This window comes from Bordetella tumulicola (genome assembly GCF_054779135.1).
This window is the reverse complement of record NZ_BAAGYU010000004.1, coordinates 191,335-218,265: the sequence shown is the minus strand read 5'-3', so window position 1 is coordinate 218,265 and position 26,931 is coordinate 191,335. Positions and strand designations below refer to the sequence as shown.

The following is a 26,931-nucleotide window of genomic DNA, read 5'->3' as shown; positions in this document are numbered from 1 at the left end:
CCTAGTATTTTGCAGGGTTTCCCTGACCAGACTGTGACAGAAGTCTGCGTTCTCGATTCCGCTGCGAGCGCCCCTGGTAACAGGCTTGCGGTAGCGACGGGTGCCGTCAATCGGCGCCCTCGAACTGGGTGGCCAGCAAGGCGTGCCTGAATCGTTGCGCCGGCTCGAAATCAGCCGCTTCCTTCAGGGTAAAGAACGACAACTGGGTGCGCCCGGTATCGAGCTCGCGACCGCGCAGCGGCTGGATACCCAGTCTGTCGCGGTATTGCGCGATCAGGCGGTCCGGGCCGACGCTGACGAACCGTCCCCCTGCCACCATATGCATGCCGGAATGAATGGACGTGCACACTACCCGCGGACGCGGTGCGGCCAGACCGCTATTCAGGAACAAACGCTGGAACGCCGCATAGGTGCGCGACCCACGGTGCGGCACCACCCAGGGAAACTCGGCCAGTTCAGCCATGCGCACCTGCTTGCGCCGGGCCAATCGATGCCCGGTCGCGGCAAACACCTGCATACGACCCGCCCACAGCGGCTCGACATGCAGCAGATCCAGATTCACCGTCGAAGCGATAGTCTCGTCCAGCCAGCCGATGACGCAATCGAGCTCGCCGGCGGCCAGCGCGGCAACCAGTGTCACGGCCTCGGCTTCTTCGATGTGCATATGCGGCAGCGTGTCTTGTTCCAACAGACGCGTCAACGCCTCGGGCAGCATGCTAAAGCCCACCAGTTGCACACAGCCTACCCGAAGCGTCGGATCGCGCCCGCTTTGCCGTGCCGCGCCGATGGCGAAATTCACCGAAGCCATCGCAATGACCAGCCGTTCACGTGCATGACGGCCCGCGACGGTCAAGCGGCCACCGCGCGCATCGCGTTCGACCAACTGCATGCCGAAAACGCCTTCGACCTCGCGCAACAACAGTGTGACCGCCGGCTGGCTGATACCCAACTCGCGCGCGGCCGCGCCCAGCGAGCCTTCGCGGTCGATGACTTCCAATAACCGCAGGTGGCGCAGACGCAAACGATCGAGCCGATACGCCGCGGCGCGCGACAACGGCTGTCCATCTGACTGAGATAGCGGTAGCGTGCTCATATGAAAAGTATATGGGTTAATGAGATATTAATAATTGATGCTTAACACCACACTGTCGATAATCCTTGCAAGAGCCGCCGCTCGACACACGCCCCCACAGGCGGCCCACATCAAGGAGACGACATGCGCCCCCCATTTCCCCTCGCACGGCGGCAATTCCTGCGCGGCGCCATGCTGGCCACCGTGGCTTATGCCACAAGCAGCCGGGCCGCCGCCCAGCCCGCCTACCCCAGCCAGCCTGTCCGGCTGATCGCGCCTTTCTCGCCCGGCGGCGCGGTGGATATCTATTCGCGCATCATCTCGCCTGAACTATCCCGCATCTTGGGCCAGACCGTGATCGTGGAAAACCGTCCTGGCGCCAGCGGCAACATCGGCGCCGAGATGGTCAAGCGCGCGCCGGCCGACGGCCATACGCTGTTGGTGGGCAACATCGCCATCCTGGGCATCAACCCGGTCGTTTACAAAAACAACCCCATCGCCCCGCTGGCCGACCTGACACCCATCGCCAAGACCGTGAATGTCAACTATGTGCTGGTGCTGAACCCCCAGGTGCCGGCGCGCACCGCGGCCGAACTCATCGCCTACGCCAAAACCAACCCGGGAAAACTGACCTACGGATCGTCCGGTACCGGCAGCATGCAACAAATGGCTGCCGAGCTGTTCCAGTCACGCACCGGCACCAAGTTGCTGCACGTACCATACAAGGGCACCGGCGCGCTGGTGGGAGACCTGGTCGCAGGGCACGTGGACATGATTTTCGCCGATGAGGGATCGATGATGCAGCAGGTCAATGCCGGCAAACTGAGGGTGCTAGGGGTATGCGGGCTGACGCGCAGGCCCGAATACCCGGATATTCCGACGATAGCCGAGGCCGCCGATCTGCCCGGCTTCGAGGCCGTGGCGTGGCAGGGCCTGGCCGGCCCCGCGAGGCTGCCCGCCTCCATCGTCGACCAGTTGAACCAGGCCATCAACCAGATCCAGGCTGACCCAGCCATCAAGGCGCGCCTGGCCGCAGCCGGGCTCTCCACCGATGCGGGCACACCTCAGGCGTTTCGCCAGTACATCGGCGATGAGCTGACCAAATGGCGTAAAGTCGCCACCGACATCGGCATCTCGGTGCAATGAGCGACACACCCGATGACCATTGCCAACATCGAATGCTGGGTATTTCGCGCCCCGATTGAACGCCCCGTGACCGCAGCCGTGGGCAGCATGACCAATCGCCCCGCCGTGTTCGTGCGTATCAGTGCGGCCGATGGCGCCTGGGGCTGGGGCGAGGTGTTCTGCAACTTTCCGACCGTAGGCGCCGAGCACCGCGCCCGCATCGTGCGCGAGATCGTCGCCCCGCTGCTCCTGGGCACATCCAGCGACCAACCCGCCGACACCTGGCGGCATTTGACACAGCGCCTGCGCCGCATGGCGCTGCAAGCCGGCGAGCCCGGCCCGCTGGCACAAGCCATCGCCGCCATCGATCAGGCCCTATGGGATATGCAGGCCCGCCGCGCTGGCCTGCCCCTGTGGCGCCTGCTGGCCGATACGCCACAGGCCAGCAACCGCGTGCGCCTGTACGCCAGCGGCCTGGGCCCCGAACAGCCCGCCGAATTCGCACTGGCCAAACAGGCCCAGGGCTATACCGCGTTCAAATTCAAGGTGGGTTTCGAACCCGACAAGGACATCGCGGATTTCGAGGCCATGCGCGCCGCATTGGGCCCAGAGGCGCAGATCATGATCGACGCCAACCAGGCCTGGGAACCAGACACGGCGGCACGGCGGATCGCCGCGCTGGCACGCTACGAGCCGTTCTGGATCGAAGAGCCGCTCGCGGCCGACGAACCGCTGGACGTATGGCGCCGGCTAGCCGACAGCACGCCAGTCCCGCTGGCCGCCGGGGAGAACATCCGCGGCCACGCCGACTTCGAAGCCGCCATCCGGAATGGACACCTACGTTTCGTGCAACCCGACGTGGCCAAATGGGGCGGTATTTCGGGTTGTCTGGCAGTCGCCCGCCGCGCCGAGCACGCGGGGCTGACGTTCTGCCCGCACTGGCTGGGCGGCGGCATCGGATTGGCGGCCTCAATGCATCTGCGCGCCGCGTTGGGCCCGGCGGGAATGGTCGAAGTCGATGCGAACCCGAATCCACTGCGCGAGCAGGTATACCCGCTGAACAACTTGAAAGACGGCTGGTTTCACCTGCCGGACACACCCGGTATGAGTGTCGAGCCGAATCTGGCCGCGCTGGCGCGGTATCGTGTCGCCCTTGCGTAGCGTGAGCCCGACGTGCCGGTTACTTGCGCCAGAACATGGGCGTGAACAGCACCATGACAGTCAGCAATTCCAGCCGGCCGATCAGCATGGCAAACGTACACACCCAGGTCTGAAAGTCGGTCAGCACTCCGAAATTGCCCATGGGGCCCACCGACCCCAAACCCGGCCCGGTGTTATTGATACTGGCCAGCACTGCCGAAAACGCCGCGATGGGCTCAAGCCCCGACACCAGCATCAGGCTGGCCAGCAAACCGATCGACAGGACATACACCACCATGAAAGCCAGCACCGACGCCATCACCCGCTGAGAAACCAGGCGACCAGCCATACGGATCGGGCTGACCGCACTGGGATGCAGCATGACGACCAACTCGTTACGGACCTGTTTGACCAACAATAGGGCACGCACCATCTTGATTCCGCCACCTGTCGAACCCGCCGAGGTCACAAAACCCGACAGCAGCAACATGGTCAGAGGTGCCACCAAGGGCCACGCGGCGTAATCCACGTTGGCAAAGCCTGTGGTGGTAGCCACTGAAATCGTGTTGAACATGCCATAGCGCAGCGCCTGGACAGGATCATCATAGACACCGCGAACGTACAAAAAAGCGGAAATCGCCAATCCCGCTCCCAGCATGATGGTCAGATACGGGATGGTTTGCGGACAGATCCGGTACGCGCGCAGACTACCCTGCCGCAAGGCGTTGAAATGCGTCGCAAAGCTGATGCCCGCCAGGGTCATGAAGATCATGGACACGATCTCGACCGGCACTGAGTCAAAGTAGGCGAAGCCCGCGTCCCGCGTGGAAAATCCCCCCAACCCCATCGTCGTCGCCGTATGACACCAAGCATCAAACCAGGACAACCCGACGCCGCGATAGGCCACCAGGCAAAGCACCGAGAGCCCAAAATACACCGCATACAAGGCCTTGGCCGTACTGGCAATGCGTGGCGTCAAGCGCTCGTCCTTCATGGGACCGGGCGTTTCGGCCCGCACCACCTGATGCCCCCCCACGCCAAGCAACGGCAAAATGGCTACGGCCAGCACCAGGATGCCCAATCCACCAATCCAGACCAGCGTGCTGCGCCACAAATTGATCGACGCGGGCAGATAATCCAGTCCGGTCAACACCGTGGCACCGGTGGTCGTCAACCCCGACATCGCCTCAAAATAGGCATCGGTAAATGACAACGGCACGCCGACACCATCAAAGTAGATCAGCAACGGAATTGCAGCCAACAGCGGCAGGCTGAGCCACACCACCGACACCAGCAAAAATCCATCGCGCGCATGCAATTCGCTGCGACCCCGTCGCGTGGCCAACCAGACGGCGCCCCCCCCTCCGAAGGCCAGCAGAAAGCCTTCCAGAAACGCTGTCAAACCCTCATCGTCACCCAGGTAAGCAACCAGCAACGGCAAGAGCATGGTCAGCGAAAACACGACCATGGTCAGGCCCGCAACATAGAACGTGGCGAGTAAACGTTTCATGCGGTGAAAGCGGTGCTAGCGTGAATGGCCGTAAGGCGCATGAATAGACCCGTATCAAAGCTCAGAAGAAAGACGCCGAAACCTGAAAGAGTTTTTCCACACGCGGCATCATCTGACGCGACGGCACAAACACAATGACATGATCGTCCGTCTCGATGACAGTCTCGTCATCCGGCATCAAGATCTCGTCGCCGCGCGCCAAGGCGCCAATACTGGCCCCCTTGGGTAAACGAATCGCGCCTACCGGGCGCCCGACGACTTTGGAGGTGCTGCGATCGCCATGCGCCACGGCCTCGATCGCCTCTGCTACGCCCTGGCGCAGCCGGTGCACCGCCGCAATATCGCCGCGGCGCACATGGCGTAATAACTCACTCATTGTGGCCTGTGCGGGCGACACCGCGATGTCGATGTGACTGCCCTGCATCAACTCGCCATAGGCCTGGCGGTTAATCAGCGCGATCACCTTGCGCGCCCCCAGTCGCTTGGCCAAGAGCGACGACATGATATTGTCCTCGTCGTCACTGGTCAGTGCCAGCCAGGTGTCCATATCCTCGATGTTTTCGCGTTCAAGGAGTTCTTCGTCCGTCCCGCTGCCGTGCAGCACTAAGACGTTACTAGGTAACTCGGCCACCAGATACTCACAGCGTTGTTCGTTGCGCTCGATGATGCGCACGCTGTAGTTCTCCTCAGCCAACTGTCGCGCCAAACGCAGACCGATATTGCCGCCACCGGCGATCATCACGCGACGCACAGATTTTTCCGCATCGCGCAGTTGTCGTATGGCACGGCGAGCATGACGGGTGTCCACCACCAGCACGACCTCATCGCCTGGCGCAATCACCGTGCCTCGATCGGCTTGCAATGGCCGGCCGTCGCGCACCACATCGACGACGCGGGCGGCCACATCGGGCCATACCTCGCGCAGTTGTGCCACCGGGTGATGCGCCATGGGGCTGCCATGCCCCACCCTCACCGTCACCACGCTGATACGGCCATCGGCAAACTCGACCACCTGAAGGGCCTCAGGAAACTCGATCAAACTATGCAAATAGGTGGCGACGCTGCGCTCGGGGCTGATCAAGGCATCGATGCAAAAGCCTTCTTCGCCCATCAACTCGGGATGCTCGGCAAAATCCGGCATGCGGATACGGGCAATGCGGCGTGGTACGTTGAACAACTGGCGCGTGATCTTGCAGCCGACCATATTGGCCGCGTCAGAGGCGGAACAGGCGATAAACAGGTCGGCGTCCGCGGCGCCTGCCCCCTCCAGTACCGACACCTGGGTGCCATCGCCGTGCACGACGCGCAGATCAAAACGGTCTTGCAGGTAGCGCAACTGCTCTGCATTGGTGTCCATCACCGTGATGTCGTTCTGCTCCGACACCAGGTTCTCGGCCACGCTGGTGCCCACGCGGCCCGCCCCCATAATGAGGATTTTCATGTGGCGCGTTTACGTGCGGACTCGATGCCCAATTGCTTGAGCTTGCGATACAGATGGGTGCGCTCCAGCCCGGTGCGCTCCGAGACACGCGTCATGCTGTTATTTTCTCGCGCCAGGTGGTATTCAAAGTAAATACGCTCGAACTCGTCCCGGGCCTCGCGCAAGGGCTGGTCCAGCGGGATGCTACCGAGCTTGCCGCTGGCAGCCGGCGTCGTCTCGACAGGCGCCGGCACACTGGCCACGGCGCCTTGTGCGGGAGGCGGATCGAGTTCGTCTTCGAGGCGCACCATCGGCGACGCCGCGGCCAAAGGCGTTACCGTCGACGCCGCATGCTGAGTACGACCCCGTGCCAACCCAGCCGCGATGGTCTTGAGCAAACGCTGCAACGTGATGGGTTTTTCGAGGAAATCCATCGCGCCAATACGCGTCGCCTCGACGGCTGTATCGACGGTGGCGTGGCCACTCATCATGATGACAGGCATGTCCAACAGCCCTTGGGATGCCCACTCTTTGAGCAGGCTCACCCCATCGGTGTCTGGCATCCAGATATCCAGCAGCACGAGATCCGGACGCATACGCAAGCGCGCCGCCCGCGCTTGCGCTGCATTTTCGGCTAATTCGACCGTGTGACCTTCGTCGTAAAGAATCTCGGACAAAAGTTCACGAATGCCAACTTCGTCGTCCACCACCAGAATTCTGGCCATAAACCATCCACCTATTGCGTAGCCGCATTATCCTGTTCTTGCGAGGCCGCGTCCATAGTCGCAGCCCTTGCCGCTACCCGGGTCAGCAATATTGAAACCCGAGCCCCCCCTTCCTTGCGGTTGCCAAGATCGATCTTCCCACCATGCTCCTGCACGATCTTGTGCACAATTGCCAATCCTAACCCAGTCCCGTGTGACTTAGTCGTGACATAAGGCTCAAAGGCCCGCTGCATTACTTTAGGCGAAAAACCCTGGCCTGTATCGGAGACCGTCAAACGAACTGCGGGTTGTGCCGCGCCGTCCGGGCCGCTCATTAACTGCGTCGTGACCCGGACACGCCCTTGCGCGCCTTGTTCTGCCACCGCGTCACGCGCATTTGACAGTAGATTATGAAGGACTTGCCGCAGTTGCGTCGGATCACCCTCGATAGGTGGCAAGCCCGCCTCAAGCTCGACGTCCAGGTTTAAAGCCTGCGTCGACATCAGCCCCGGCATGGCGTGCTTTTCGCCCGGCTCCCACCCGTACAACGCCAGCACATCGGCCACCAGCGCATTGAAATCGATGGTTTGCATCACGGCGGGTGGCGTGCGAGCATATTCGCGGAAATCATCCACCATCTGCTTGAGCGACCCCACCTGATTCACGATGGTATTGGTAGACCGCTCGAGCATCTGCCGATCGGCAGGCTCCAGGCGATCGGCGAGCTTCATGGCCAAGCGTTCGGCCGACAGCTGAATCGGCGTCAACGGGTTCTTGATTTCGTGCGCCAGACGACGCGCGACCTCGCCCCAGGCCACGGTACGGTTCGCTGAAATCACCTCGGAGATGTCATCGAACACCACCAAATAGCCATTGCCGCGCCCATCCACCCGCAAATGGGTGCCCCGCGCCAACAAGGTCAGGGTTTGCGACGACTCGACGGAATCCGCCACCGACGCCGGCGAAATCTCGAACTGTTGCTGCCAGTGCAGGCGCTCCGAGCCCACCGCGGCGTGCTGCGAAAAGGCCTGGCGCACGATCTGGATGAACGCCAGCATGCCATCGACGGTCTCCAGGGGCCGCCCGATCACTGAACGCAAATCCGCCTGCAAAATCGACTGCGCACCCTGGTTTACTGTCGTCACACGAAAGTTTTCGTCAAAGACCAGCACACCTGACGACAAATTGGACAGCACACTTTCCAGATAAACGTTGGAGCGCTCCAGTTGGCGACGATTGCTCTCCACCATACGGCGCGCCTCGTCCAACTGGCGCGTCATCGCATTGAAAGAGCGCGTCAACTGTCCCACCTCGTCGCGCTCGGGGGGTTCTGGCAACGGACGATAATCGCCTACCCCGACCGCCTGAGTACCGGCCGCCAGCCGCAACAGCGGCCGCACAAGACGTTTGGACAGCGACAAGGCCACGGCAATCGCGGCAAACACCGCCAGCAGCAACGCCAGCGTCAAGGTAATGCCGTAGAGCTTGCGCAGCCCCAATCGAGACAGGGCGAGCTCCTGGTAATCGCGGAACCCCTCCTGTACCCGATTCGCGTTATCCGCGATTTGCTCCGGTACGGGCTGCAACAGTTGTAGCCAACGGGGCTCCGAAGGCGGAGACATCAAGGAATCAAAGCGCTGCGGGGCCGCCAGCGGAATTACCACTCGCAAGACCAAACGGTCCTTGCCGGCCGCCACCCCGGTATCGTCGGCCTCGGCCGCGGAGTAACCGCGCCCCAGCCGCAACTGATTCAGTACCGAGACCGGCGGCATTTCCGGCAACAATTGGCCGTACTGCTCTGTCGAAAAAGCCACCAGACGGCCGCCACCCGTAAAGACCATCACATCCTTGACCCCGCTGGACTCGCGCAAGCGTGTCAATGCCAGCGGGATATCGCGGTCTTGCGTATTGTTGAGTTCGGACGCCATCGATCGCGCCTTGGCATCCAGATCCGTCAGTTGAGAATCCAGCGCGGCGCGGCCAAGATTCAGGCCCGACTCCAAGGCACTGTCGACCCGCACGTTGAACCACGATTCGATGGACCGCGACATGAACTGCACGGAGACGATATAGATCAATGCGCCCGGCACCACGCCAATCAACGCAAACGCCAGCGCGAACCGGGCCGTCAGCCGTGCGCCGAACTGACGCCGGCGAATCTGGCGCACCAGACGCGTGGTCAGCGCCACCACCCAGACAAACAGGGCCAACGCAAAAATGCCGTTGAGCAACAGCAACGTGTCGTAATAGCGGGCAAGCCGTGAAGCATTGCCCGTGGACCAGGCCAATAAACCCAGTAGCGCCAGTCCGCTGATAGCGCCGATGATCAACGCCACGCGCAACAGCATTCTCATGAAGGATCCTGCGGTTCAGCCACCGAGAACGAGAAGTCAGTCCAAGGTGTACCCAATGACCACGAACTGCTATTGAGCGCGTTGACCTGAAATGGTCTTGCCAACTGGGAGGTATCCAACCGCAAACGCAGTTGACCGCGGTACGGCACCTCTGCATCCAGCTCGGAAACGGCGATCAAGGGCCAATTCCGGATATGACGGACCATATCCATGGCCTCGTCCAGCGACGACACCGGCAGATTCAACGCATCTGTTCCGACCCGCCATTGACGCGTCAAAGCGTTATAGATCACACGCCAAGTGCGGCTGGTGTCGACCACCGTTTCGTCAAACCACCACCAGCGAGCACGACTGATCACCAGGTCAGCCGTGAAATACAGCGGCAATCCACGCTCGGCGGCATCACGCAACTGATCATTCAGCTGGACATCAATTTCCGCATCGATTTCGAGTTTCCCGTCGCGAATGACGGGATCAATACGCGTGACGTGGGGATCACCGGCGTATGCCTGCCCGATGCCCAGAGGCACCAACAGGAATAACAGCAAGAACGCACAAAATAAGCGAGAAATCATCGACATTCGTAACCTGATCGCATCCTTGACTATTCTTGGCGATTCAGAACCTCTTGGCAAACAACGCATAGAAAAAGCCGTCGTGCTGGGCCTGCAGTGTTGCATTGACCGCAACAGGCAGCATTTGACCCGGTGCCTCCAGGCGCTGGGCATCGGCGTGACGCTGGGCAAAAGACTGCGCCTGCTGCGCGCCCTCGGCAGGAAACACCGAACATGTAACGTACAGTAAGCGCCCGCCGGGTGCGACGGTACGCCACAGTGCATCGGCGATACGGGCCTGCAGCGCGGCCGTACGCGCCACGTCTGGCGCCCGACGCAGCCAGCGGATGTCCGGATGGCGGCGGACAATGCCCGAGGCCGTACACGGCACATCGGCCAACACCGCATCAAAGGGCCTGCCATCCCACCAGGCGTCGAGATCCGTCGCATCCGCTGCTTTGAGCGCCACGCGCGCCGAATTCAACCCCAAGCGATCCAGATTCTGGCCGACGCGCGCCAGGCGCTTGTTATCCGAGTCCAGTGCCAGCAACTCAACGTCTGCCATTTCCAGCAGATGCGCCGTTTTACCGCCCGGTGCCGCACACGCATCGAGCACCCGCTCACCGTCGCGCACCGCGAGCAGGGCCGCCGCTTGTTGCGCGGCGGCGTCTTGTACCGACCACCAACCCTCGGCAAACCCGGGTAACTGTGTGACAGGCCGGGCCTCTGCCAGGACCAGACCCACCTCACCGACCGGCTCGGCGGCGATGCCCACTGCTTGCAAAGCGTCGCGCACCTGATCCCGGCTCGCGCGCCGCGCATTCACGCGCAACGTCAGCGGCGCCGGAATATTCGCCGATCGCAAAATATCCTGCCAATCGTTCGGATACGCCTCGCGCAACTGACTCACCCACCAACGGGGGTGATTCCAGCGTGCCTCGGCCAAGTCGGCGACCGCGGCCTCGATCGCATCGCGTTCACGTAAAAAGCGACGCAAACACGCGTTCAACAGCCCCTTGTATGTCATCAAACTACGCTGGCCCGCCGCCGCCGTGACCGCCTGATTAACCACCGTATGCGGGGCATATACCGGCATGCCGGGCAACGCCACGGGCGCTGCCTCGGACGCGCTGTCCGGCAATGGCGCCTTCAGGAGCGACAGCGCCACGTTCAACAACGCATCGAATTCAGTGCCGGGCGACCGCTGTACCAGCCCGCTTCCTATTGCGCTGGCCCACCCCAACTGACGCATGGCGTGAAACGATACCGCCTGCGTGGCCGGCCGCAGCGCAGGGGGCACGGCGGCCAGGGCGTCAGTCAGCGAACGCCCCTCCATCACGGCGCGTACCGCGCCGGCGGCGGCCAACATCACGGCCGACAAAGCCGGCCGGGCTGGCTGCGACTCGGGACTATCTATAGGGGCAGGACGGGAAACCATGGAATCATCAACAACAATGCAATTGCGCTATGGTAGCCGCTGACGGGCCCCCCACGCCTTAATGTCTGACCTCAATCACGACCTTTTCTTTGCTCAGCCCATCCAGCACCCCATCAATCCGTGTCCGATTGTCCCGATCCAGGTTCGCGTCCCACTCATCCAGCAACAGATACCGAATATTCGTGCCTTGTTGCAGGATTTCGTCAATGATTGCACAAGCGCGCTGCCCCGTTGACACATTGCCCTGCCCGCTACGCCAACAAAGTTGAGGGTTGCCAGCCGGCAGTAGATGCGCCTGATCGGGAAAAGCCTGCTTGATCGACAACAAAAGCGTGGATTTGCCCGAGCCGTTCTCACCCCGTATCGTCATCCTGCCGGCACGGCGATGCTGCAGCACATCCTGCAACGCTTGATAGTCAGTGACCGGGTCTCCGTTGACGGTCACTTTGCCCGATGGTGTTTGCGGCAACGCGCCTGCCACCGCAGGCTTTACAAAGGCGGAAAGATACTGCAGCCGGGCAGAGGCCGAGGCCCATTCAACGAGCTCGTACACCAACGCACTCATCGAATTCAGAATATGAAATATCCGCGTCAGATTGACGATGATCGCCGCAATGATCGCGGCCTCGATCTGTGCCTGAACGAGCAGGCGATACACCAAATATGCCGTCGGAATCAGCGACGCCATGGCTATCGCAATGTTGCCAAACTGCTTGTATGCCGTCAGCCTCAGGGACGACGAATAATAGGCGCCCCCATTGCCACCGAACTCCTCCAGCCACAAACGATAGTTATAGGCGTTTCCGAGCACCGCATTGTCCCAGGCCTTTCCCAGGGTATTTCCGTAATGGGAATATTGTGTTTCCGTCTCGACAGACAGCTTTTTCACCGCTTTGGACAACGCCCACACCATTGCCGCGCTGAGCATCAGGCTGACCCCATAACCCCATACGATCTCGGTTGGCAAGATAAAGCCGATCACAACCAGACTCAGTACGCTATTGAGCGCCAGACTGACAAAGTCATGAGACAACATGACGTAAGACGCAATCACGTCGAATGAATTTCTTGAGATCGCGGACTCAAAGGCCGATTTGCGCTCTGCCGACCGGTATTCGTCGATATTGCCGTAAACCGTCGACGTCATGGCCAACGCGAACTTTCGATGCACGGCATTGATCCATTGGCGCGTCGTCACAAACGACAAACACCCCGGAATAAACGGGATCGTCATCGACAGAAAATACAAAACAAGATAGCCCGCGATCTCTCGTCCCGCCTGGTAGCTGCTGATCGTTTGTGTCAGAAAATACGCCGATGACGCGATGATGGATTGATGCACGATCACCAACGCCAACGTAACAACGGCCGCGGGACTCGCAAACACCCACGGTAAGAAACGAACGGATAGGCCTCTCATCGACAATCCTTTGGAGCGGCTCGATACTCGGCGAAGCTGTCTGACTCCACGACGTCACGAGCGCCGCGCAGCAACGCGTTCACTCGCGGCGAGATCGGGGTTTCACCGTTTCTCTCCAGCGCATCAATGACCTGGCTGGCAGCGGCGAGCGAGGCCGCAATCTGCGGCAGAATGCGCGATGTCGGAGGATGGACGAGGGGCGTCGCCGGATGCCCCAGGTACTTTTCACGAAACATCACGATCTCGACAGCGACGACGATGCTGTGAATCACTTTATCCAGGGGACGGGGCGCTCTCAAGAGAGCGGATTGGGCCCAAGTCTCGGGGCGCAATATGACGCTGTAGTCATAGTGACCGTGTCGGTGCTCATCAATGAACATCGCGTGATGCGTGAGCTCGTGCACCAGAAACTCCACCACATCCGGTATCCGATAGGTAAGCTTGGGATTCGCCCAGATCACACCAATGGCGCAGGACGTACTGCCACCACTGGCCTGCCTGGATGGCATCAGAAATATATCGGTGATCAGAAAATCGAAGAGGCTCTTGTGCTCTGGCGACAGAGCGCCCAAGCACGCCACCGCCGCTCTCAGGAGAGCGGCCTTCTGTTGCGCGAGAGGATCTTGTTCCCGACAGATGACATCGGCCTGACCTTTATCATCCAGTGACGTCAAGGCATCATCGGACAGCAGGCGACTGAACGCCATCGCATCGTCATGGCCAAACACCATGTTTGCCCTCTGAAACGCGCCTTTGCTTTTTCTGCCTTGTAATCCCTCTAATGCCTTGCGGTAGTAATTCGATAGCGCCTGAGCATTCTGTATTGCTCCTATCTCAAGGCCTGCCTTGTGAATCAAGGCCAGCACATTCTCTATCTGAATATCGAGCGGTGCCTGAGAAATCATTTCCGTAGTGCTCCCCGGCCAGACCGAAAAACAGCGCACCCAAGGATGCGCGCCGTGTAGGCCAGCCAGCAGTCAGTCGGCAGGCACCATGTCGTCGTAAGCGACCATGCGAAGTGGCCGGTTGCGATGACCGGGGCACCACGACCCATCGGGAAACCCGCGCCCTATGGAAGTACTGCCCGGAAACTGGATACCGTCGTTGCTGACTTGCCCCTTGATCTGGGAAACCTTCTCCATGACCAACTGACTCAAATTCATTCCTTGCATTTTGCCGCTCTCCTATCCATAAGAAATGCGCTGCACAGACTGACTCCTGCAGCACAAGCCGATTGAATGCTTGACGCAACGACAAACCCCCAATGATGACAACATTGAGATGTTTTTCGGACGAAAAGAAGAGGTGCTCCGCGGCAAATCCTTGCCTATACGGCCCCGCACGGCAACATAAGCAGCGCCCCGCTACGACGGCGTTACACCACCCGGCAGCGTTACAGGGCGCAAAAAACGGGCGACACGGTAAAATTAGCGATTGGCTTTACCCCTTTGGGCGCTCCCACCTCTTCCCCGGCCCGCGCCCCACACGGAATCCCGCATGAATACCCCTTTGAATTCACCCGACACTAAAGACCACGTCCCGCGTGTGGGTTTTGTCAGCCTGGGCTGTCCGAAAGCCCTGGTCGATTCGGAACGCATCCTGACTCAACTACGTACCGAGGGCTACCAAGTCACGCCCGAATACCAGGATGCAGATGTCGTCGTCGTCAACACCTGTGGGTTCATCGACAGTGCCAAGGCCGAGTCATTGGAGGCCATCGGCGAAGCCATCGCCGAAAACGGCAAAGTGATTGTCACGGGCTGTATGGGCGTCGAGGAATCCGTCATCCGTGACGTGCATCCCAGCGTCCTGGCCGTGACCGGCCCGCAGCAATACGAAGAGGTCGTGCGCGCCGTCCATCAGGCCGCGCCTCCCAACACCAACCACAACCCTTACCTCGATCTGGTCCCGCCCCAAGGGATCAAGCTCACGCCGCGCCACTACGCCTACCTCAAGATTTCCGAGGGCTGTAATCACCGCTGCAGCTTCTGCATCATCCCCTCTATGCGCGGCGATCTGGTCAGCCGCCCCGTGGGCGATGTGCTGAACGAGGCCGAGCGCCTGGTCAAAGCCGGCGTAAAAGAACTGCTGGTCATCTCTCAAGACACCAGTGCCTACGGCGTGGATATCAAATACCGCAGTGGATTCTGGAACGGCCGCCCCGTCAAAACCCGCATGACCGAGCTCTGTACGGCGTTGTCCGACCTGGGTATCTGGACGCGCTTGCACTATGTCTATCCTTATCCACACGTCGACGAAATCATCCCGCTCATGACGCAAGGCAAGGTTCTGCCGTACCTGGATATCCCGTTCCAGCACGCCAGTCCGCGTGTACTCAAGGCCATGAAGCGCCCTGCGTTCGAAGACAAGACGCTGGCTCGGATCAAGCGCTGGCGCGAGGAATGTCCCGACCTGACGCTGCGCTCCACGTTCATCGTGGGTTTCCCGGGCGAAACCGAAGAAGACTTCCAATATTTGCTCGACTGGATGAGCGAAGCCCAGCTCGATCGCGTCGGCTGTTTCCAATATTCCCCTGTTGACGGCGCGCCTGCCAACGCATTGCCCAATCCCGTTGCTGACGAGATAAAACAAGACCGCTGGGATCGCTTCATGGCACATCAGCAGGCCATCTCGGCCGCGCGACTGCAAACCCGTATCGGGCGCGAGATTGACGTGCTGATCGACGAACTCGCCGAGGACGGCGCGATTGGGCGATCCAGCGCCGATGCCCCCGAAATCGACGGCAACGTCTATGTCAGCGCCGACCGAAAAATCCGCGTCGGCGACATGGTGCGCGTGCGCGTGACGGATGCCGACGAATACGACTTGCACGGCGATCTTATCTAAGGTCCGACACCCACCGAGGGCCCGCCAAGCGTAAATCGCCAACTTGCGTAAACTATTCCCCTGATGCCCCTCATCAGGGGTGCCCGCTTTTTGGTGATTATGACTATCAAAAATCTTTGCGTTTACTGCGGCTCCAACACCGGCAACAGCCCCGATTACATTGAGGGGGCGCGCGAATTAGCGCGTGAGCTGGTCAACCGCGATATCGGGCTGGTCTACGGTGGCGCCAGCGTGGGCATCATGGGTGCCATCGCCGATGCCGTACTTTCGGCGGGCGGGCGCGTCGTCGGTATCATCCCCGAACACCTGATGCTCAAAGAAATCGGCCACCACGCATTGACCGAACTGCACGTGGTGTCATCCATGCACGAGCGCAAGACGCTCATGGCCGAACGTTCAGACGGCTTCATCGCCCTGCCAGGCGGTGCCGGCACCCTCGAAGAAATCTTCGAAACCTGGACGTGGGCGCAACTGGGCATGCATCAAAAGCCCTGCGGCTTGCTCAACATTGCCGGTTACTACGACCAACTGGCGGGTTTTCTAGACCACGCGACGCAAGCATCATTCATCCGCGCCGAACACCGCGCCATGCTCATCGTCGAAAACGAGCCGGCCGCTTTGCTGGATCGCTATGCTGCCTACACGCCGCCCACCGTGTCCAAATGGATAAGCCCGGGCGAGCATTGATATCGAACTCATCTGCTCACTGCGTACTCGCCATGCCGACCTCATCCGCTCATCCCGTCAGCACCGCATCCTTGATGCGAAACTACCTCCACGCCAAGGACGAGAACCGCCCCCTGTATATGGCACGGGCGTTCACCACCGACGCGACGCTGAAGATGACGCTGCGCACCCAGGCGATCGCGTTCCCACCCGAAGCGCATGGCGTAGAAGCGATTACCGAGGCCCTGGTGCGTACGTTTGGGCAGACTTACGAGAACGTATTTACGTTTTACCTGGCGCATCCTGGCGACGACGTCGCCCTGGATGAATACGCCTGCGATTGGTTTGTAGGCATGACGGAGAAAGCCACGGGACACGTGCGCGTGGGCTGCGGTCGGTACGATTGGGCGTTCCAGGCCGAGCCTCATTTGGCCAACCGCCTGACCATCACCATTGAAACCATGTTGACCCTGCCGGCCGATGCGGCCCCCTCAGTCTTTGCCTGGCTGACGGCACTGCCCTACCCCTGGACGGATCCGCAACATGTGGTTCAGGCTGCGCCCCCCATCGAGGCCCTGGCACCGGTGATCCACTGGATCCGCCGTGCCGATCCGGTGCATCCAACGGGTGGCACGGCTTGAAATACGATCTCCTGGCTTTTGATTTCGACGGTACCCTGGCCAATACCTATCCCTGGTTTGAATCCGTTCTGAACGAAGTCGCCGATAAGTACGGATTTCGTAAAACCAGTGCCGCCGAGCGGGCCGAACTGCGTTACCGCAACGCCCCCGAGATCCTGAAATTTCTGGGCGTACCTCTCTGGAAGCTTCCCGCCATCATGACACACGTGCGCCGGATGATGCACGACGGTGCCCCCAATGTGCAGCTATTCGACGGCATCGCCCGGGCCCTGACACAGTTGCGGGGCAAAAACCTGCGCATGACCGTCCTGAGCTCCAATTCGAAAGCCAACGTACAACGGGTGCTGGGACCGCAGGCCGAACAATGGTTTGATGATTTTGAATGCGGCACCGACATGTTTGGCAAATCCGCCAAGCTCAAGCGCCTGTTGGCACGACACTCGGTCGCGCCGCAGCGCTGTATATTGATCGGCGACGAAATGCGCGACATTGATGCGGCCCGCAAGGCCGGCGTACATGTCGCCACCGTCGCCTGGGGATATAACCATGCCGATGCCCTGCGCGAGCACAAACCCGACCATCTCATCCTGACCGTCGCTGACCTGCCCACCACACTGACTCAAGACTGACCATGGACCTTAACGACGCCTACCGCATTACCGATCCGGACGCTCTGCAGGCCTTGTATGGCCAACCCAGCGATGCGTCGATCATCAAAGAAGTGGATTACGTACATCCGCACTACCGCGCCTTTATCGAAGCGTCGTCCTTTGTCATCCTGGCCACCGTTGGCCCCGATGGACTGGATGCGTCACCGCGCGGTGATCCTGGCGGTTTTGTCACGGTGGCCGACGACAAAACCCTGCTGATCCCCGATCGACGAGGCAACAACCGCATCGACAGTCTGCGCAACATACTCGCCGACCCTCGCGTGGGCTTGTTGTTTCTGGTGCCGGGTGTGGGCGAGACCCTCAGGGTCAATGGCCGTGCCAGTCTCAGTACGGACCCGAACCTGTTGGCGCGTTTCCCGATGAACGACAAGCCCCCCCGGTCGGTGCTGGTCGTACACGTCGAGACCGTATTCTTTCAATGCTCTCGGGCCATTTTACGATCCGCGCTCTGGGATCCCGCCAGCCAGGTTGATCGCGCGGATCTGCCGACGGCGGGCCGCATCCTGGCCGATCTTAGTGCGGGGACCTTTGACGGGACGACTTATGATCGAGAGTTGCCGCAACGGATACACAAGACGCTGTATTGAACGGCAGTTCGCTCACGCCGCAGGCTGCCAGCCACGCACAAACACATCCACGGGCTGACGTTTGCCGCCGGCTTTTTGTAGCTCCAGCAAGCGCAGCACACCCGCACCGGTCGCGATATCGATCCCCTCGGCGGTGACACCCAAAAGCGTGCCTGGCGCCTGTTCTGTAGACATCTCCAACGCCTGCGCGCGCCACACTTTCACCGGCCCGTCCAACCCCGGCAAACGCAATGTCGCCCCCGGCACGGGATTAAATGCGCGCACGCGTCGGGCCAACAAGACGGCCGGCTGGGTGCAATCCAGGGCGGCCTCGGCCTTGTCCAGCTTGGCGGCGTATGTCACGCCCTCGGCGGGCTGCGGCTGCGCGGTCAGACCACCCGCCTGTAATGCTTGCAGCGACTGCACAATGGCCTCGCTGCCCGCAATGGCCAACGCATCATGCAACTGCGCGGCACTATCGGCATCGCCGATCGGCACACGGCGCTCAAGCAACATATCGCCCGTGTCCAATCCCTCATCCATCTGCATGATGGTGACACCCGTCTCCGTATCACCGGCCTCGATGGCCCGCTGAATCGGCGCCGCACCGCGCCAGCGCGGCAAAAGGCTGGCGTGGATATTCAGACACCCGCGCGTGGGCAACGCCAGCGTCCAAGCCGGCAAAATCAGGCCGTAGGCAGCGACCACCATGACCTCGGGAGCCGCCTGCTCCAGTTGCGCGCGCGCCTGCGCGGCCTCATCGGGATATCGACCATCCAGGCGCAGACTGCGCGGCTGGGCCACGGGAATGCCGGCGGACAGGGCCGCCTGTTTGACTGGGCTGGGCGTCAACTTCAACCCGCGGCCAGCCGGCCGGTCAGGTTGCGTCATCACCAACGGGATCTCGTGCCCGGCGGCCAACAAAGCGTCCAGTGCGACGCGAGCAAATTCCGGAGTACCAGCAAAAACCAGGCGCATAGGGTCAGTGAGGCACGCGAGCACGCACCAGGCAAGAATCAGAGAGGAAGATCAAGCACGCAGCGCTTCGCGCTCGGCTTTTTTCAGCTTGGTCTTGATACGAGTTTGCTTCAGATTGGACAAATATTCTACGAACACCTTGCCGTCCAAGTGATCCAGCTCGTGCTGCACGCACACCGCCAAGAGCCCTTCGGCTTCGGCCTCGTAGGAATTGCCGTCGATATCCAGCGCCCGATAGCGAATGCGCGCGGCACGCTCGACTTCGTCGTAAATGCCGGGCACCGACAAACAGCCTTCTTCGTAGGTCTGGCGCTCGTCGCTTTTCCAGGTAATTTCGGGGTTGATCAGCACGCGCAGCGCGTTGCCTTCCTCTGAGACGTCTATAACGACGACACGCTCGTGCACATCGACCTGCGTTGCCGCCAACCCGACGCCTGGCGCGTCATACATGGTATCGGCCATATCCCGCACTAACTTCCGGATGCGGTCGTCCACCACCGCAACCGGCTTGGCCTTTTTGTGCAAGCGCGGATCGGGGTAATGAAGAATAGGAAGTAAAGCCATGGCAAACAAGGATAATTGGGCTGATTAGTCAGCAACTCATTAATAATAATTCATTAGACATTTGATTTCTAATAGTTTTCGACTAATAGTGCTATAACGCGCCACAGCGGACATACACCGCATATTGAGGCAGCACGCTGAGTCTCGGCAAACTGGTTAAACCGGAGCCTCCTGGCTCGCTTTCCGGCTTTCGTGCTGTTTTCCCCATGCCGACATTGCCGTTACGGCATCGTTCAGGCTTAGCCCGAGGGGTGTGATCGAGTATTCGACCCGTGGGGGCACTTCGTCATAATCATGTCGATGGACCAAGCCGTCGGCCTCCATCTGCCGCAACTGCTGAGCGAGAACTTTCTCGCTGATGCCAGGCAACAAACGGCGTAATTCGGCAAAGCGATGCTCACGCAGATGCAGGGTCCACAGCAGCGATGTTTTCCATTTTCCGCCGATCGCCTGCAGTGCCGTAGCAAACCCGCAATCATCTGGCTCCTTGCTTCTCATATATCGGCCCCCTGACAGTTTTGGACGCTTACCCCGAGGTATGTACTTCCGTAACTCCGGGTGATCTTATATCTTCGTACCGCGCGCCCAAATAGAAAATTTCAAGCGGCTACCGGCCGTGGAGGGACTTAATGAAACAAAAAGTTTACGTCCTCGGCGCAGGACGCATCGTGGAGAAGACGAATGCATAGTTCAATACGCACGGCTACGTGCTCCTGCCGAAAAGTAAAACTCGTCTGTACCGGTGAGCCCCGGCGAGTCTATGCTTGCTCTTGCATCGAATGCCAGCGTTGCACCGGAACAGCTTTCTCGTACCGCGCGATTTACCCGCAGGCAGCGGTCTCCAGCCAAACGGGAGAGACGAAATCCTGGCGCAGAATCGGGCCATCCGGAGGATGGCTGGAACAGCATTTTTGCGCTGATTGCGGGTCAGTCGTCTTCATGACTGCCGAGGCGCTCAAGGATGCGATTTCCCTGTCCGTAGGCTGCCTTGAAGACCCGGGCTTCCCGCCACCGCAGATGCTTCACTGGCCTGAGCGCCGGCCTCAATGGCTTTGCCTGGACGGCATACCTGAAGCAGGTCGCCCGTCTTGCTGATCCCCACGCTGTGCCGTAACGGATGCGTAACGCGTAACGGGGGACGAAATGGGTATAGCGAGCCATTTTCGTCTCTCCGTGCAGCAATGTCCGGTCTGGGCCATGCGACACTAACGCACTACCGCCCGTTGGCGGCCTTATTTACTAGCCATGCCGCTCACCCATTCCGCCGCTGAACTCTCCGCCTGGCTGCGCTTGTCGCTAGAGCCCGGCCTCACTCCCTCTACACACTACCCGCTGCTGTCGGCGGTTGGGCTACCCGAACAAATCTATGCCTTGAGCGCTGCGGCCCTGGCACGCTATGTACCGCAACAGTTGGCTATCCAGCTGGCAACCGGCGCCTCTGCAGAGATTCAGACCCAAATCGACCGCACCCTGGAATGGGTCTCAGAACCGGGCAGGCACATCGTGACTCTGGCCGACGCTGACTATCCTCAAAGCTTGCTTACTATCGCCGATCCGCCTTTGCTGCTCTATATCAACGGTGACGCTGCGCGGTTAGGACATCCCGCACTGGCTATGGTCGGCTCACGGAGCGCCACGCCCGGCGGGTGTGAAAACGCCAAGGCCTTTTCTCAATATCTGGCCAGCCACGGCTGGTGCGTCATCAGCGGCCTCGCCCATGGCATCGACGCCGCAGCCCACGAAGGCGCCCTGCTCGCCGGTCCCGACGGCGCCGGCACCGTCGCCATCATGGGCACGGGCATCGACCGCGTCTACCCCGCCAGCCATCGTGAGCTGGCTCACCGCATCGCCGAACACGGCGCCCTTGTCTCCGAACTGCCGCTGGGCACAGGTGCCAAGCCCTTTCATTTCCCCCGCCGCAACCGCCTCGTTGCCGGTTTAGCGCGTGGCGTACTCGTCGTCGAAGCCGCCCGCCAAAGCGGCTCACTCATCACCGCCCGGCTCGCCGGCGAAAACGGCCGCGAAGTCTTCGCCATCCCGGGCTCCATTCACTCCCCCCTCTCGCGCGGTTGCCACGCCCTCATCCGCCAGGGCGCCAAGCTCGTCGAAACCGCCCAGGACATCACCGACGAACTCGGCGAAATACACCCAGTCACCTCGCGGGCGGCGTCCAAGCCAGCCACCGCAAACGCCGCAAAATCCAGCACCGCGCCAGGCGAAACGCGCCTGAGCCCGCCCGATACCCCGCTATTGCAAGCTCTCGGCTACGACCCCGTGCACCCGGACCTCCTCCAGGCACGCACCGGGCTGGACATCCCCACCTTGACCGCCCAACTGCTTGATCTCGAACTGGCCGGCCACATCACCCGACTCGATGGCGGACGTTTTCAGCGCCTGAAATCCTGACGGGCCACGACTCGTATCCCTCAGGAATCAAACACGTCGCCGCAATGCGTAACCAAGTACGATTATGATTAACTACAAGCATTGATCGCAGGCATGGCGTCACCCCCGTGCGCCCGCCTCTCACAGGAACCATCATGACACTGCCCTCTCGCGCCAAAATCGTCGAAGTTTCTCCTCGCGATGGCCTGCAAAACGAAAAAGAGCAGATCAGCACCGACATCAAAGTCGAACTCATCGATCGCCTGACTGCCGCCGGCTTTCCCAATATCGAAGCCACCTCATTCGTCTCACCCAAATGGGTGCCACAAATGGCCGACGCCGCCGACGTCATGTCACGCATCCAACGCAAACCCGGCGTCATCTACTCCGTACTGACCCCCAACATGAAAGGCCTCGAGGGCGCCATCGCCGCCAAAGCCGACGAGATCGTCATCTTTGGCGCCGCCAGCGAAGCCTTTTCCCAAAAAAACATCAACTGCTCCATCGCCGAATCCATCGCCCGCTTTGAACCTGTCGCCCAAGCCGCCCGCGCCGCAGGCATCCGCATCCGCGGCAGCATCAGTTGCGCTCTCGGCTGCCCCTACCAAGGCGAAGTCCCCGTCGACGCCGTCGTCGACGTCGCCCGTCGCTACCTCGCACTCGGCTGCGACGAAATCGATGTCGCCGACACCATCGGCGTCGGCACCCCGCAACGCGTGCGCGCCGTCATGAACGCCGTCACCCAGGTCGTCGACCCCGCCCGCATCGCCGGCCACTTCCATGATACCTACGGACAAGCCCTGGCCAACATCCTTGCCTCCCTAGAGGCCGGCATCAGTATCTTCCACACCTCCGTCGCGGGCCTCGGTGGCTGCCCCTACGCCAAAGGCGCCACTGGCAACGTCGCCACCGAAGACGTTCTCTACATGCTGCGCGGCCTCGACATCGACACCGGCACAGACTTCGACGCCGTCGTCGACATCGGCCAATGGATGTCCGCCAACCTCAGTCGCAAAAGCGGCAGTCGGGCCGGCAACGCCGTCGCCGCCAAACGCGCCGCCTGACCCCTCATGGCCCTGCTCGATCCCCCCTCCCTCGACGAACGCGAAGCCCTCCTGCGCGAAATCGGCCCTCTCCCGCTCTCAGGCCAAGCCTGGCCCGATTGGGTACGCATCCTCGCCTGGATCATCCTCGCCATCATTGGCGTACAAATCCTCCTCTCCGCCATCCGCCTGCCACCCGACCACGTCAGCAACGTCCTCGCCTTCATCGTCATCCTGTGCTTTCTCGGATTGCTGCTCGTCTCCTGGCACATGCAAAAATCCGTCACCACCATCGACGAAACCGGCCTGCGTCAAACCTGGATCACACGACGCGAAGTCGCCTGGCAAGACATCCACTTCGCCAAGTTCATCCCTCTGCTCTTTTCCAAACGCCTCGTCGTTTTCACCCAACGCGGCCGCCCCGTCGTCTTCCAGGGCGGCACCCGCGAACTACAAATCGCCTTCGCCAAAATCTCCCTCCTCTACCGCCGAAAGCGATGATCCGGTAAAGAACAGTGACTCAACAACCGCCTATACACAGCAAGCAGCGCGAAGCGAGAAAACGAGCAACGCACCGAGGTCAAGTACGATGCAGCCCGTGCTTCCCGTTCATAGCCCCCGCTGGCCAGTTTGAGCCACGGGCAGCCTCGCGCAGCGAGGCCGAGGCCCCTGGTTGGGCCGAGCCGTGGCGATCTGGTCAGCGGGGGCTATGAACGGGAAGCACGGGCGTCAACAGAACTACCCCGCCGCCACAGCACAACAGCACCACACGTCACCCACCGCGACTATCATGACGTCTTTGCACCGAATCTCACAGTCATCATGAGCCTCGACGACAACATGGCGGCCCGCATCGCGCAACTTCGCGAACGCATGGATGCCGCCTGCACCCGGGCCGGCCGGCCCGCCGGCAGCGTCACGTTATTGCCCGTCAGCAAAACCTTCGGGCCCGACGCCATACGCGAAGCCACTGCCTTGGGTTTCACCCGCTTCGGCGAAAACAAAACACAGGAAATCCGTCAAAAAACCGGCGACCTGGCAGAACTGAATCTCCAGTGGGTCATGATCGGCCATCTACAGACCAACAAAGCCAAAGACGCTGCACGCGATGTCGCCGAAGTCCAGTCACTTGACCGCCTCGAACTCGCGCACGCCCTACAACGCCGCCTGGAAACCGAGGGCCGGGAAATCGACGTCCTCGTGCAAATCAAAACCTCGCCAGAGCCCAGCAAATATGGCTTGCCGCCCGAAAGCGCAGCCGACTTTCTGCGCACACTCGCCCGCGACTGCCCCGCCCTGCACATCCAGGGCTTGATGACCATGGCGGTGCAATCCGACGACACCCAAGCCGTGCGTGCGTGCTTTCGTGCCCTGCGCGAACTACACGATCACCTAAAAACCCTGGCCATCGATGGCGTACGGCTCGACAGATTATCCATGGGGATGAGTGGCGACTTCGAAATCGCCATCGAAGAAGGCGCTACCGAAGTCCGCATCGGCAGCGCCATTTTTGGTGCGAGGCAGTACCCGCAATAACGCGTCACCCTGCCTGTCCGGCGGGCCTGCCGCCCGACGAATACCGGACGACGTTAGTGCTTCATGTGCGACTCATGGCTCGCCCCGGAGTGATGCCCGATAGGCTTGACCTCGAACTTCACCGCCACCTCGCCAGCCTTCTCGAATTTCAGCGTCGCGGGCACCTCGGCCCCCTCGGCAAAGGGTTGCTTCAGTTTCATGAACATGACGTGATAGCCGCCCGGCTTCAACGCGACATCGCCCCCCGCCGGCACTGGCACCCCCTCGGGCAGGTGCCGCATCCGTGCCACGCCATTGTCGGTTTGCACCGTATGCAACTCAATGCGCTCGGCGGCATCAGAGGTTACCGACAGTAGACGATCCGGCGCCGTGGCATCGTTATCGATCTCCATATAGCCCGCGCCATTAGACTGTCCCGGCGCAGACGCCCGCACCCAAAGGTCGTCGACCTCAATCTGCCCGACCTTGTAATCGTGCGCCCACACTGCGGGGGCCGCGCACAGGCTCAGAGCGGCAACCAGTGCCCATTGACGAAATTGCATAGGAACGTCTCCGTAAAGCTGCCAGTCCCAACGAAAGCACTGACGGGTTAACGCCGCCGAATCAAACCACCATCGGCAGCCGCGGCCAAGACCGACTGAGTCAAAGCCTCCATGGCCTGAGAGTTTACCCGCCAGTGCTGCCAATACAACGGGACATCCTCCGTCGCGCGTGCACGCAGCGGAATCAAATGCCCGGCATCCAACGCATGCTGAATCAACGGCAGCGGATTCATCGTCCACCCCAGCCCGTCCCGCGTCGCCTGCACAAACGCCCGTGACGACGGCAGCCACCACACAGGCGGCTGCCAGGGGACGTCCCCCATGACCTTGCGTGCAAATCGGTGCTGCATGGCATCTTTACGGTTAAACACCAGCACTGGCGCCGCCGCCAGTGTCCGCGCACTGACCCCCGCCGCAAAATACCGTGCATGAAACTCGGGCGTACACGTCGCCACATAACGCATACTGCCCAGGGCATGAATACGGCACCCTTGAACCGGATCCGCCAATGCGGTCACGGCGCCCAACACCGAGCCGTTGCGCAACAAGGCCGCCGTATGGTCCTGGTCCTCGGATCGCAGATCCAGCGTGGCCCGGCTGCGCGCGGCAAAATGCCGGGCCGCATTCATAAACCAGGTTTCCAGGCTATCGTGATTGACCGCCACGGTCAGGCTGATCTGCGGCAGCGTGTCACCCTCTAGGCCCAAACGATCTAACGCGTCATGCTCCAGCAGCGCCGTTTGATCCGCCAACTGCACCAATACTTGCCCGTCGGCGGTGGCCATCGCAGGCACCGTGCGCTGCACAAGCAGGCGGCCCATCCGGGCCTCCAGCAGCTTGACGCGTTGTGACACGGCCGACGGCGTCACATTCAACGCTGCGGCCGCACGCTCGAAACTGCCCTCGCGCACCACGGCGGCCAAGGCACGCAGATTGCCGTGATCAATTTTCATGACTCTTTACATTAGAAAAACTTAATTCACTTAAAGAAAATTAGCTTTATTTCATATTACACCCAAGCCAAAATACGCTCTCTGGCCGAAGCGCGTCGCTGCGGCGCTATTTTGTGGATCCCCGAGATGTTCACGTTCGCCTCCTCCTCTGCTGCCCTGACTGCCTGGGCCAGTGGCACAGCCACCGGGCTAGGGCTGTTCGCCGTCGTCGGCGCACAAAGCGCATTTATTCTGCGGCAGGGGTTGGTACGTGCCCACTTATTCAGCATTCTGGCGATCTGCGCCCTGCTGGATGGCATTTTTATTTTCTCCAGCGTGTGGGGCCTGCAAGCAGTGGTGAGCTGGTTTCCGTGGCTAACGCATGTCATTCTGTGGTTCGGCGTGGTCTTCCTGGCCTGGTACGCCTTGCAATCGGCGCGGCGCGCCATTCGGACACAAGGCGGCCTGCACGCCGCTCAGCACGCCGTCCCCTCGCGCACCGGCGCCCTGCTGGCCGCGGCGGGCTTTACGCTATTGAATCCGCATTTCTGGCTGGACATCATGGTGCTCGGCTCGCTGGCACACAGTTTTGACGACGAGCGTCTGGCCTTTGCCGCGGGTGCGGTGACCGCCAGCGTGCTGTGGCTCCTCGTGTTGGGCGCAGGGTCGCGCCTGTTTGCGCCGTACTTTCTGAATCCCAGGGCTTGGCGCATCCTGGATGGCGCGATTGCGCTGATCATGGCCACACTGGCCATACGGTTGGCACTCGATGGCTTGGCCTGAGCGCCACGCCCCTCATCCCGTCATACGCCCAGCGGCATTG

Annotated in this window: 28 protein-coding genes; 13 read left to right on the top strand and 15 right to left on the bottom strand. The window is 60.9% G+C overall.

Features of this window, described 5'->3' with window-relative positions; all coding sequences use genetic code 11:
* Positions 1-106 precede the first annotated feature (106 nt).
* A complete protein-coding gene (locus ACYVDM_RS03190) occupies positions 107-1,093 on the bottom strand; it encodes a LysR substrate-binding domain-containing protein (protein WP_415793080.1) in 987 nt (328 codons plus the stop codon).
* A gap of 123 nt (positions 1,094-1,216) precedes the next feature.
* On the opposite strand from ACYVDM_RS03190, the gene ACYVDM_RS03185 reads away from it, so the two are divergent.
* Complete coding sequence (locus tag ACYVDM_RS03185) at positions 1,217-2,218, top strand: Bug family tripartite tricarboxylate transporter substrate binding protein (RefSeq protein ID WP_415793081.1); 1,002 nt, start codon at positions 1,217-1,219, stop codon at positions 2,216-2,218.
* Between the two features lie 12 nt (positions 2,219-2,230).
* A complete protein-coding gene (locus ACYVDM_RS03180; RefSeq protein ID WP_415793082.1) occupies positions 2,231-3,358 on the top strand; it encodes a mandelate racemase/muconate lactonizing enzyme family protein in 1,128 nt (375 codons plus the stop codon).
* Between the two features lie 19 nt (positions 3,359-3,377).
* Here ACYVDM_RS03180 and ACYVDM_RS03175 read toward each other — a convergent pair whose 3' ends face one another.
* The 9 genes from ACYVDM_RS03175 to ACYVDM_RS03135 form a co-directional block, all read right to left on the bottom strand.
* A complete protein-coding gene (locus ACYVDM_RS03175; RefSeq protein WP_460475304.1) occupies positions 3,378-4,847 on the bottom strand; it encodes a TrkH family potassium uptake protein in 1,470 nt (489 codons plus the stop codon).
* A gap of 61 nt (positions 4,848-4,908) precedes the next feature.
* The gene (gene trkA / locus ACYVDM_RS03170; protein ID WP_415793084.1) at positions 4,909-6,288 is read right to left on the bottom strand and encodes a Trk system potassium transporter TrkA; all 1,380 of its coding nucleotides are present in this window, start codon (positions 6,286-6,288) and stop codon (positions 4,909-4,911) included.
* Complete coding sequence (locus ACYVDM_RS03165) at positions 6,285-6,992, bottom strand: response regulator (protein ID WP_415793086.1); 708 nt, start codon at positions 6,990-6,992, stop codon at positions 6,285-6,287. The genes trkA and ACYVDM_RS03165 overlap by 4 nt, the downstream gene beginning before the upstream one ends.
* An 11-nt stretch (positions 6,993-7,003) precedes the next feature.
* Positions 7,004-9,325 carry a sensor histidine kinase gene (locus ACYVDM_RS03160; RefSeq protein ID WP_415793088.1) on the bottom strand — a complete coding sequence of 774 codons (2,322 nt, stop codon included), beginning with the start codon at positions 9,323-9,325 and terminating at the stop codon, positions 7,004-7,006.
* Complete coding sequence (locus ACYVDM_RS03155) at positions 9,322-9,900, bottom strand: DUF4390 domain-containing protein (RefSeq protein WP_415793089.1); 579 nt, start codon at positions 9,898-9,900, stop codon at positions 9,322-9,324. The genes ACYVDM_RS03160 and ACYVDM_RS03155 overlap by 4 nt, the downstream gene beginning before the upstream one ends.
* A 43-nt stretch (positions 9,901-9,943) precedes the next feature.
* Positions 9,944-11,317, bottom strand: coding sequence for a 16S rRNA (cytosine(967)-C(5))-methyltransferase RsmB (gene rsmB, locus ACYVDM_RS03150; RefSeq protein WP_415793090.1), 1,374 nt, complete (start codon positions 11,315-11,317; stop codon positions 9,944-9,946).
* 58 nt (positions 11,318-11,375) lie between these two features.
* Entirely contained in the window at positions 11,376-12,737 is a 1,362-nt protein-coding gene (locus ACYVDM_RS03145) for an ATP-binding cassette domain-containing protein (RefSeq protein WP_415793091.1), read from the bottom strand.
* The gene (locus ACYVDM_RS03140; RefSeq protein ID WP_415793092.1) at positions 12,734-13,642 is read right to left on the bottom strand and encodes an aKG-HExxH-type peptide beta-hydroxylase; all 909 of its coding nucleotides are present in this window, start codon (positions 13,640-13,642) and stop codon (positions 12,734-12,736) included. The genes ACYVDM_RS03145 and ACYVDM_RS03140 overlap by 4 nt, the downstream gene beginning before the upstream one ends.
* 72 nt (positions 13,643-13,714) lie before the next feature.
* Positions 13,715-13,909 (bottom strand): hypothetical protein, encoded by a 195-nt coding sequence (locus ACYVDM_RS03135; RefSeq protein ID WP_415793093.1) that lies wholly within the window; start codon positions 13,907-13,909, stop codon positions 13,715-13,717.
* Between the two features lie 325 nt (positions 13,910-14,234).
* On the opposite strand from ACYVDM_RS03135, the gene rimO reads away from it, so the two are divergent.
* From rimO to ACYVDM_RS03110, 5 genes are all read left to right on the top strand, one after another.
* Positions 14,235-15,584 carry a 30S ribosomal protein S12 methylthiotransferase RimO gene (gene rimO / locus ACYVDM_RS03130; protein ID WP_415793094.1) on the top strand — a complete coding sequence of 450 codons (1,350 nt, stop codon included), beginning with the start codon at positions 14,235-14,237 and terminating at the stop codon, positions 15,582-15,584.
* Positions 15,585-15,683: 99 nt separating this feature from the next.
* Positions 15,684-16,271 (top strand): LOG family protein, encoded by a 588-nt coding sequence (locus ACYVDM_RS03125; RefSeq protein WP_415793095.1) that lies wholly within the window; start codon positions 15,684-15,686, stop codon positions 16,269-16,271.
* A 32-nt stretch (positions 16,272-16,303) separates the two neighbouring features.
* Positions 16,304-16,891, top strand: coding sequence for a hypothetical protein (locus tag ACYVDM_RS03120; RefSeq protein WP_415793096.1), 588 nt, complete (start codon positions 16,304-16,306; stop codon positions 16,889-16,891).
* Positions 16,888-17,520, top strand: a complete 633-nt coding sequence (locus tag ACYVDM_RS03115) for an HAD-IA family hydrolase (protein WP_415793097.1) — start codon at positions 16,888-16,890, stop codon at positions 17,518-17,520. Before ACYVDM_RS03120 ends, ACYVDM_RS03115 begins: the two co-directional genes overlap by 4 nt.
* 2 nt (positions 17,521-17,522) lie before the next feature.
* Entirely contained in the window at positions 17,523-18,149 is a 627-nt protein-coding gene (locus tag ACYVDM_RS03110; protein ID WP_415793098.1) for a pyridoxamine 5'-phosphate oxidase family protein, read from the top strand.
* A gap of 12 nt (positions 18,150-18,161) precedes the next feature.
* Here ACYVDM_RS03110 and fmt read toward each other — a convergent pair whose 3' ends face one another.
* The 3 genes from fmt to ACYVDM_RS03095 form a co-directional block, all read right to left on the bottom strand.
* Positions 18,162-19,106 (bottom strand): methionyl-tRNA formyltransferase, encoded by a 945-nt coding sequence (gene fmt / locus ACYVDM_RS03105; protein WP_415793099.1) that lies wholly within the window; start codon positions 19,104-19,106, stop codon positions 18,162-18,164.
* 51 nt (positions 19,107-19,157) lie between these two features.
* Positions 19,158-19,670, bottom strand: a complete 513-nt coding sequence (gene def / locus ACYVDM_RS03100) for a peptide deformylase (RefSeq protein WP_415793100.1) — start codon at positions 19,668-19,670, stop codon at positions 19,158-19,160.
* Between the two features lie 156 nt (positions 19,671-19,826).
* Entirely contained in the window at positions 19,827-20,168 is a 342-nt protein-coding gene (locus tag ACYVDM_RS03095; protein WP_415793101.1) for a winged helix-turn-helix transcriptional regulator, read from the bottom strand.
* Between the two features lie 183 nt (positions 20,169-20,351).
* Between ACYVDM_RS03095 and ACYVDM_RS03090 the strand changes: the two genes are divergently transcribed.
* The 5 genes from ACYVDM_RS03090 (at position 20,352) to ACYVDM_RS03070 (ending at position 24,634) form a co-directional block, all read left to right on the top strand.
* Positions 20,352-20,765, top strand: coding sequence for a GFA family protein (locus ACYVDM_RS03090; RefSeq protein WP_415793102.1), 414 nt, complete (start codon positions 20,352-20,354; stop codon positions 20,763-20,765).
* Positions 20,766-20,915: 150 nt separating this feature from the next.
* A complete protein-coding gene (gene dprA / locus ACYVDM_RS03085; protein WP_415793103.1) occupies positions 20,916-22,076 on the top strand; it encodes a DNA-processing protein DprA in 1,161 nt (386 codons plus the stop codon).
* A 134-nt stretch (positions 22,077-22,210) separates the two neighbouring features.
* Positions 22,211-23,119 (top strand): hydroxymethylglutaryl-CoA lyase, encoded by a 909-nt coding sequence (locus tag ACYVDM_RS03080; RefSeq protein ID WP_415793104.1) that lies wholly within the window; start codon positions 22,211-22,213, stop codon positions 23,117-23,119.
* 6 nt (positions 23,120-23,125) lie between these two features.
* A complete protein-coding gene (locus ACYVDM_RS03075; protein ID WP_415793105.1) occupies positions 23,126-23,599 on the top strand; it encodes a hypothetical protein in 474 nt (157 codons plus the stop codon).
* A gap of 321 nt (positions 23,600-23,920) precedes the next feature.
* The gene (locus ACYVDM_RS03070) at positions 23,921-24,634 is read left to right on the top strand and encodes a YggS family pyridoxal phosphate-dependent enzyme (RefSeq protein WP_415791444.1); all 714 of its coding nucleotides are present in this window, start codon (positions 23,921-23,923) and stop codon (positions 24,632-24,634) included.
* A gap of 53 nt (positions 24,635-24,687) precedes the next feature.
* Here the strand turns inward: ACYVDM_RS03070 and ACYVDM_RS03065 are convergent, their stop codons facing one another.
* Positions 24,688-25,176, bottom strand: a complete 489-nt coding sequence (locus tag ACYVDM_RS03065) for a copper chaperone PCu(A)C (protein WP_415790937.1) — start codon at positions 25,174-25,176, stop codon at positions 24,688-24,690.
* A gap of 47 nt (positions 25,177-25,223) precedes the next feature.
* Entirely contained in the window at positions 25,224-26,129 is a 906-nt protein-coding gene (locus ACYVDM_RS03060) for a LysR family transcriptional regulator ArgP (RefSeq protein ID WP_415790939.1), read from the bottom strand.
* A 126-nt stretch (positions 26,130-26,255) separates the two neighbouring features.
* On the opposite strand from ACYVDM_RS03060, the gene ACYVDM_RS03055 reads away from it, so the two are divergent.
* Positions 26,256-26,891: a LysE/ArgO family amino acid transporter gene (locus ACYVDM_RS03055; protein WP_415790941.1), complete on the top strand. Its 636-nt coding sequence runs from the start codon at positions 26,256-26,258 to the stop codon at positions 26,889-26,891.
* The last annotated feature ends 40 nt before the right edge of the window (positions 26,892-26,931 follow it).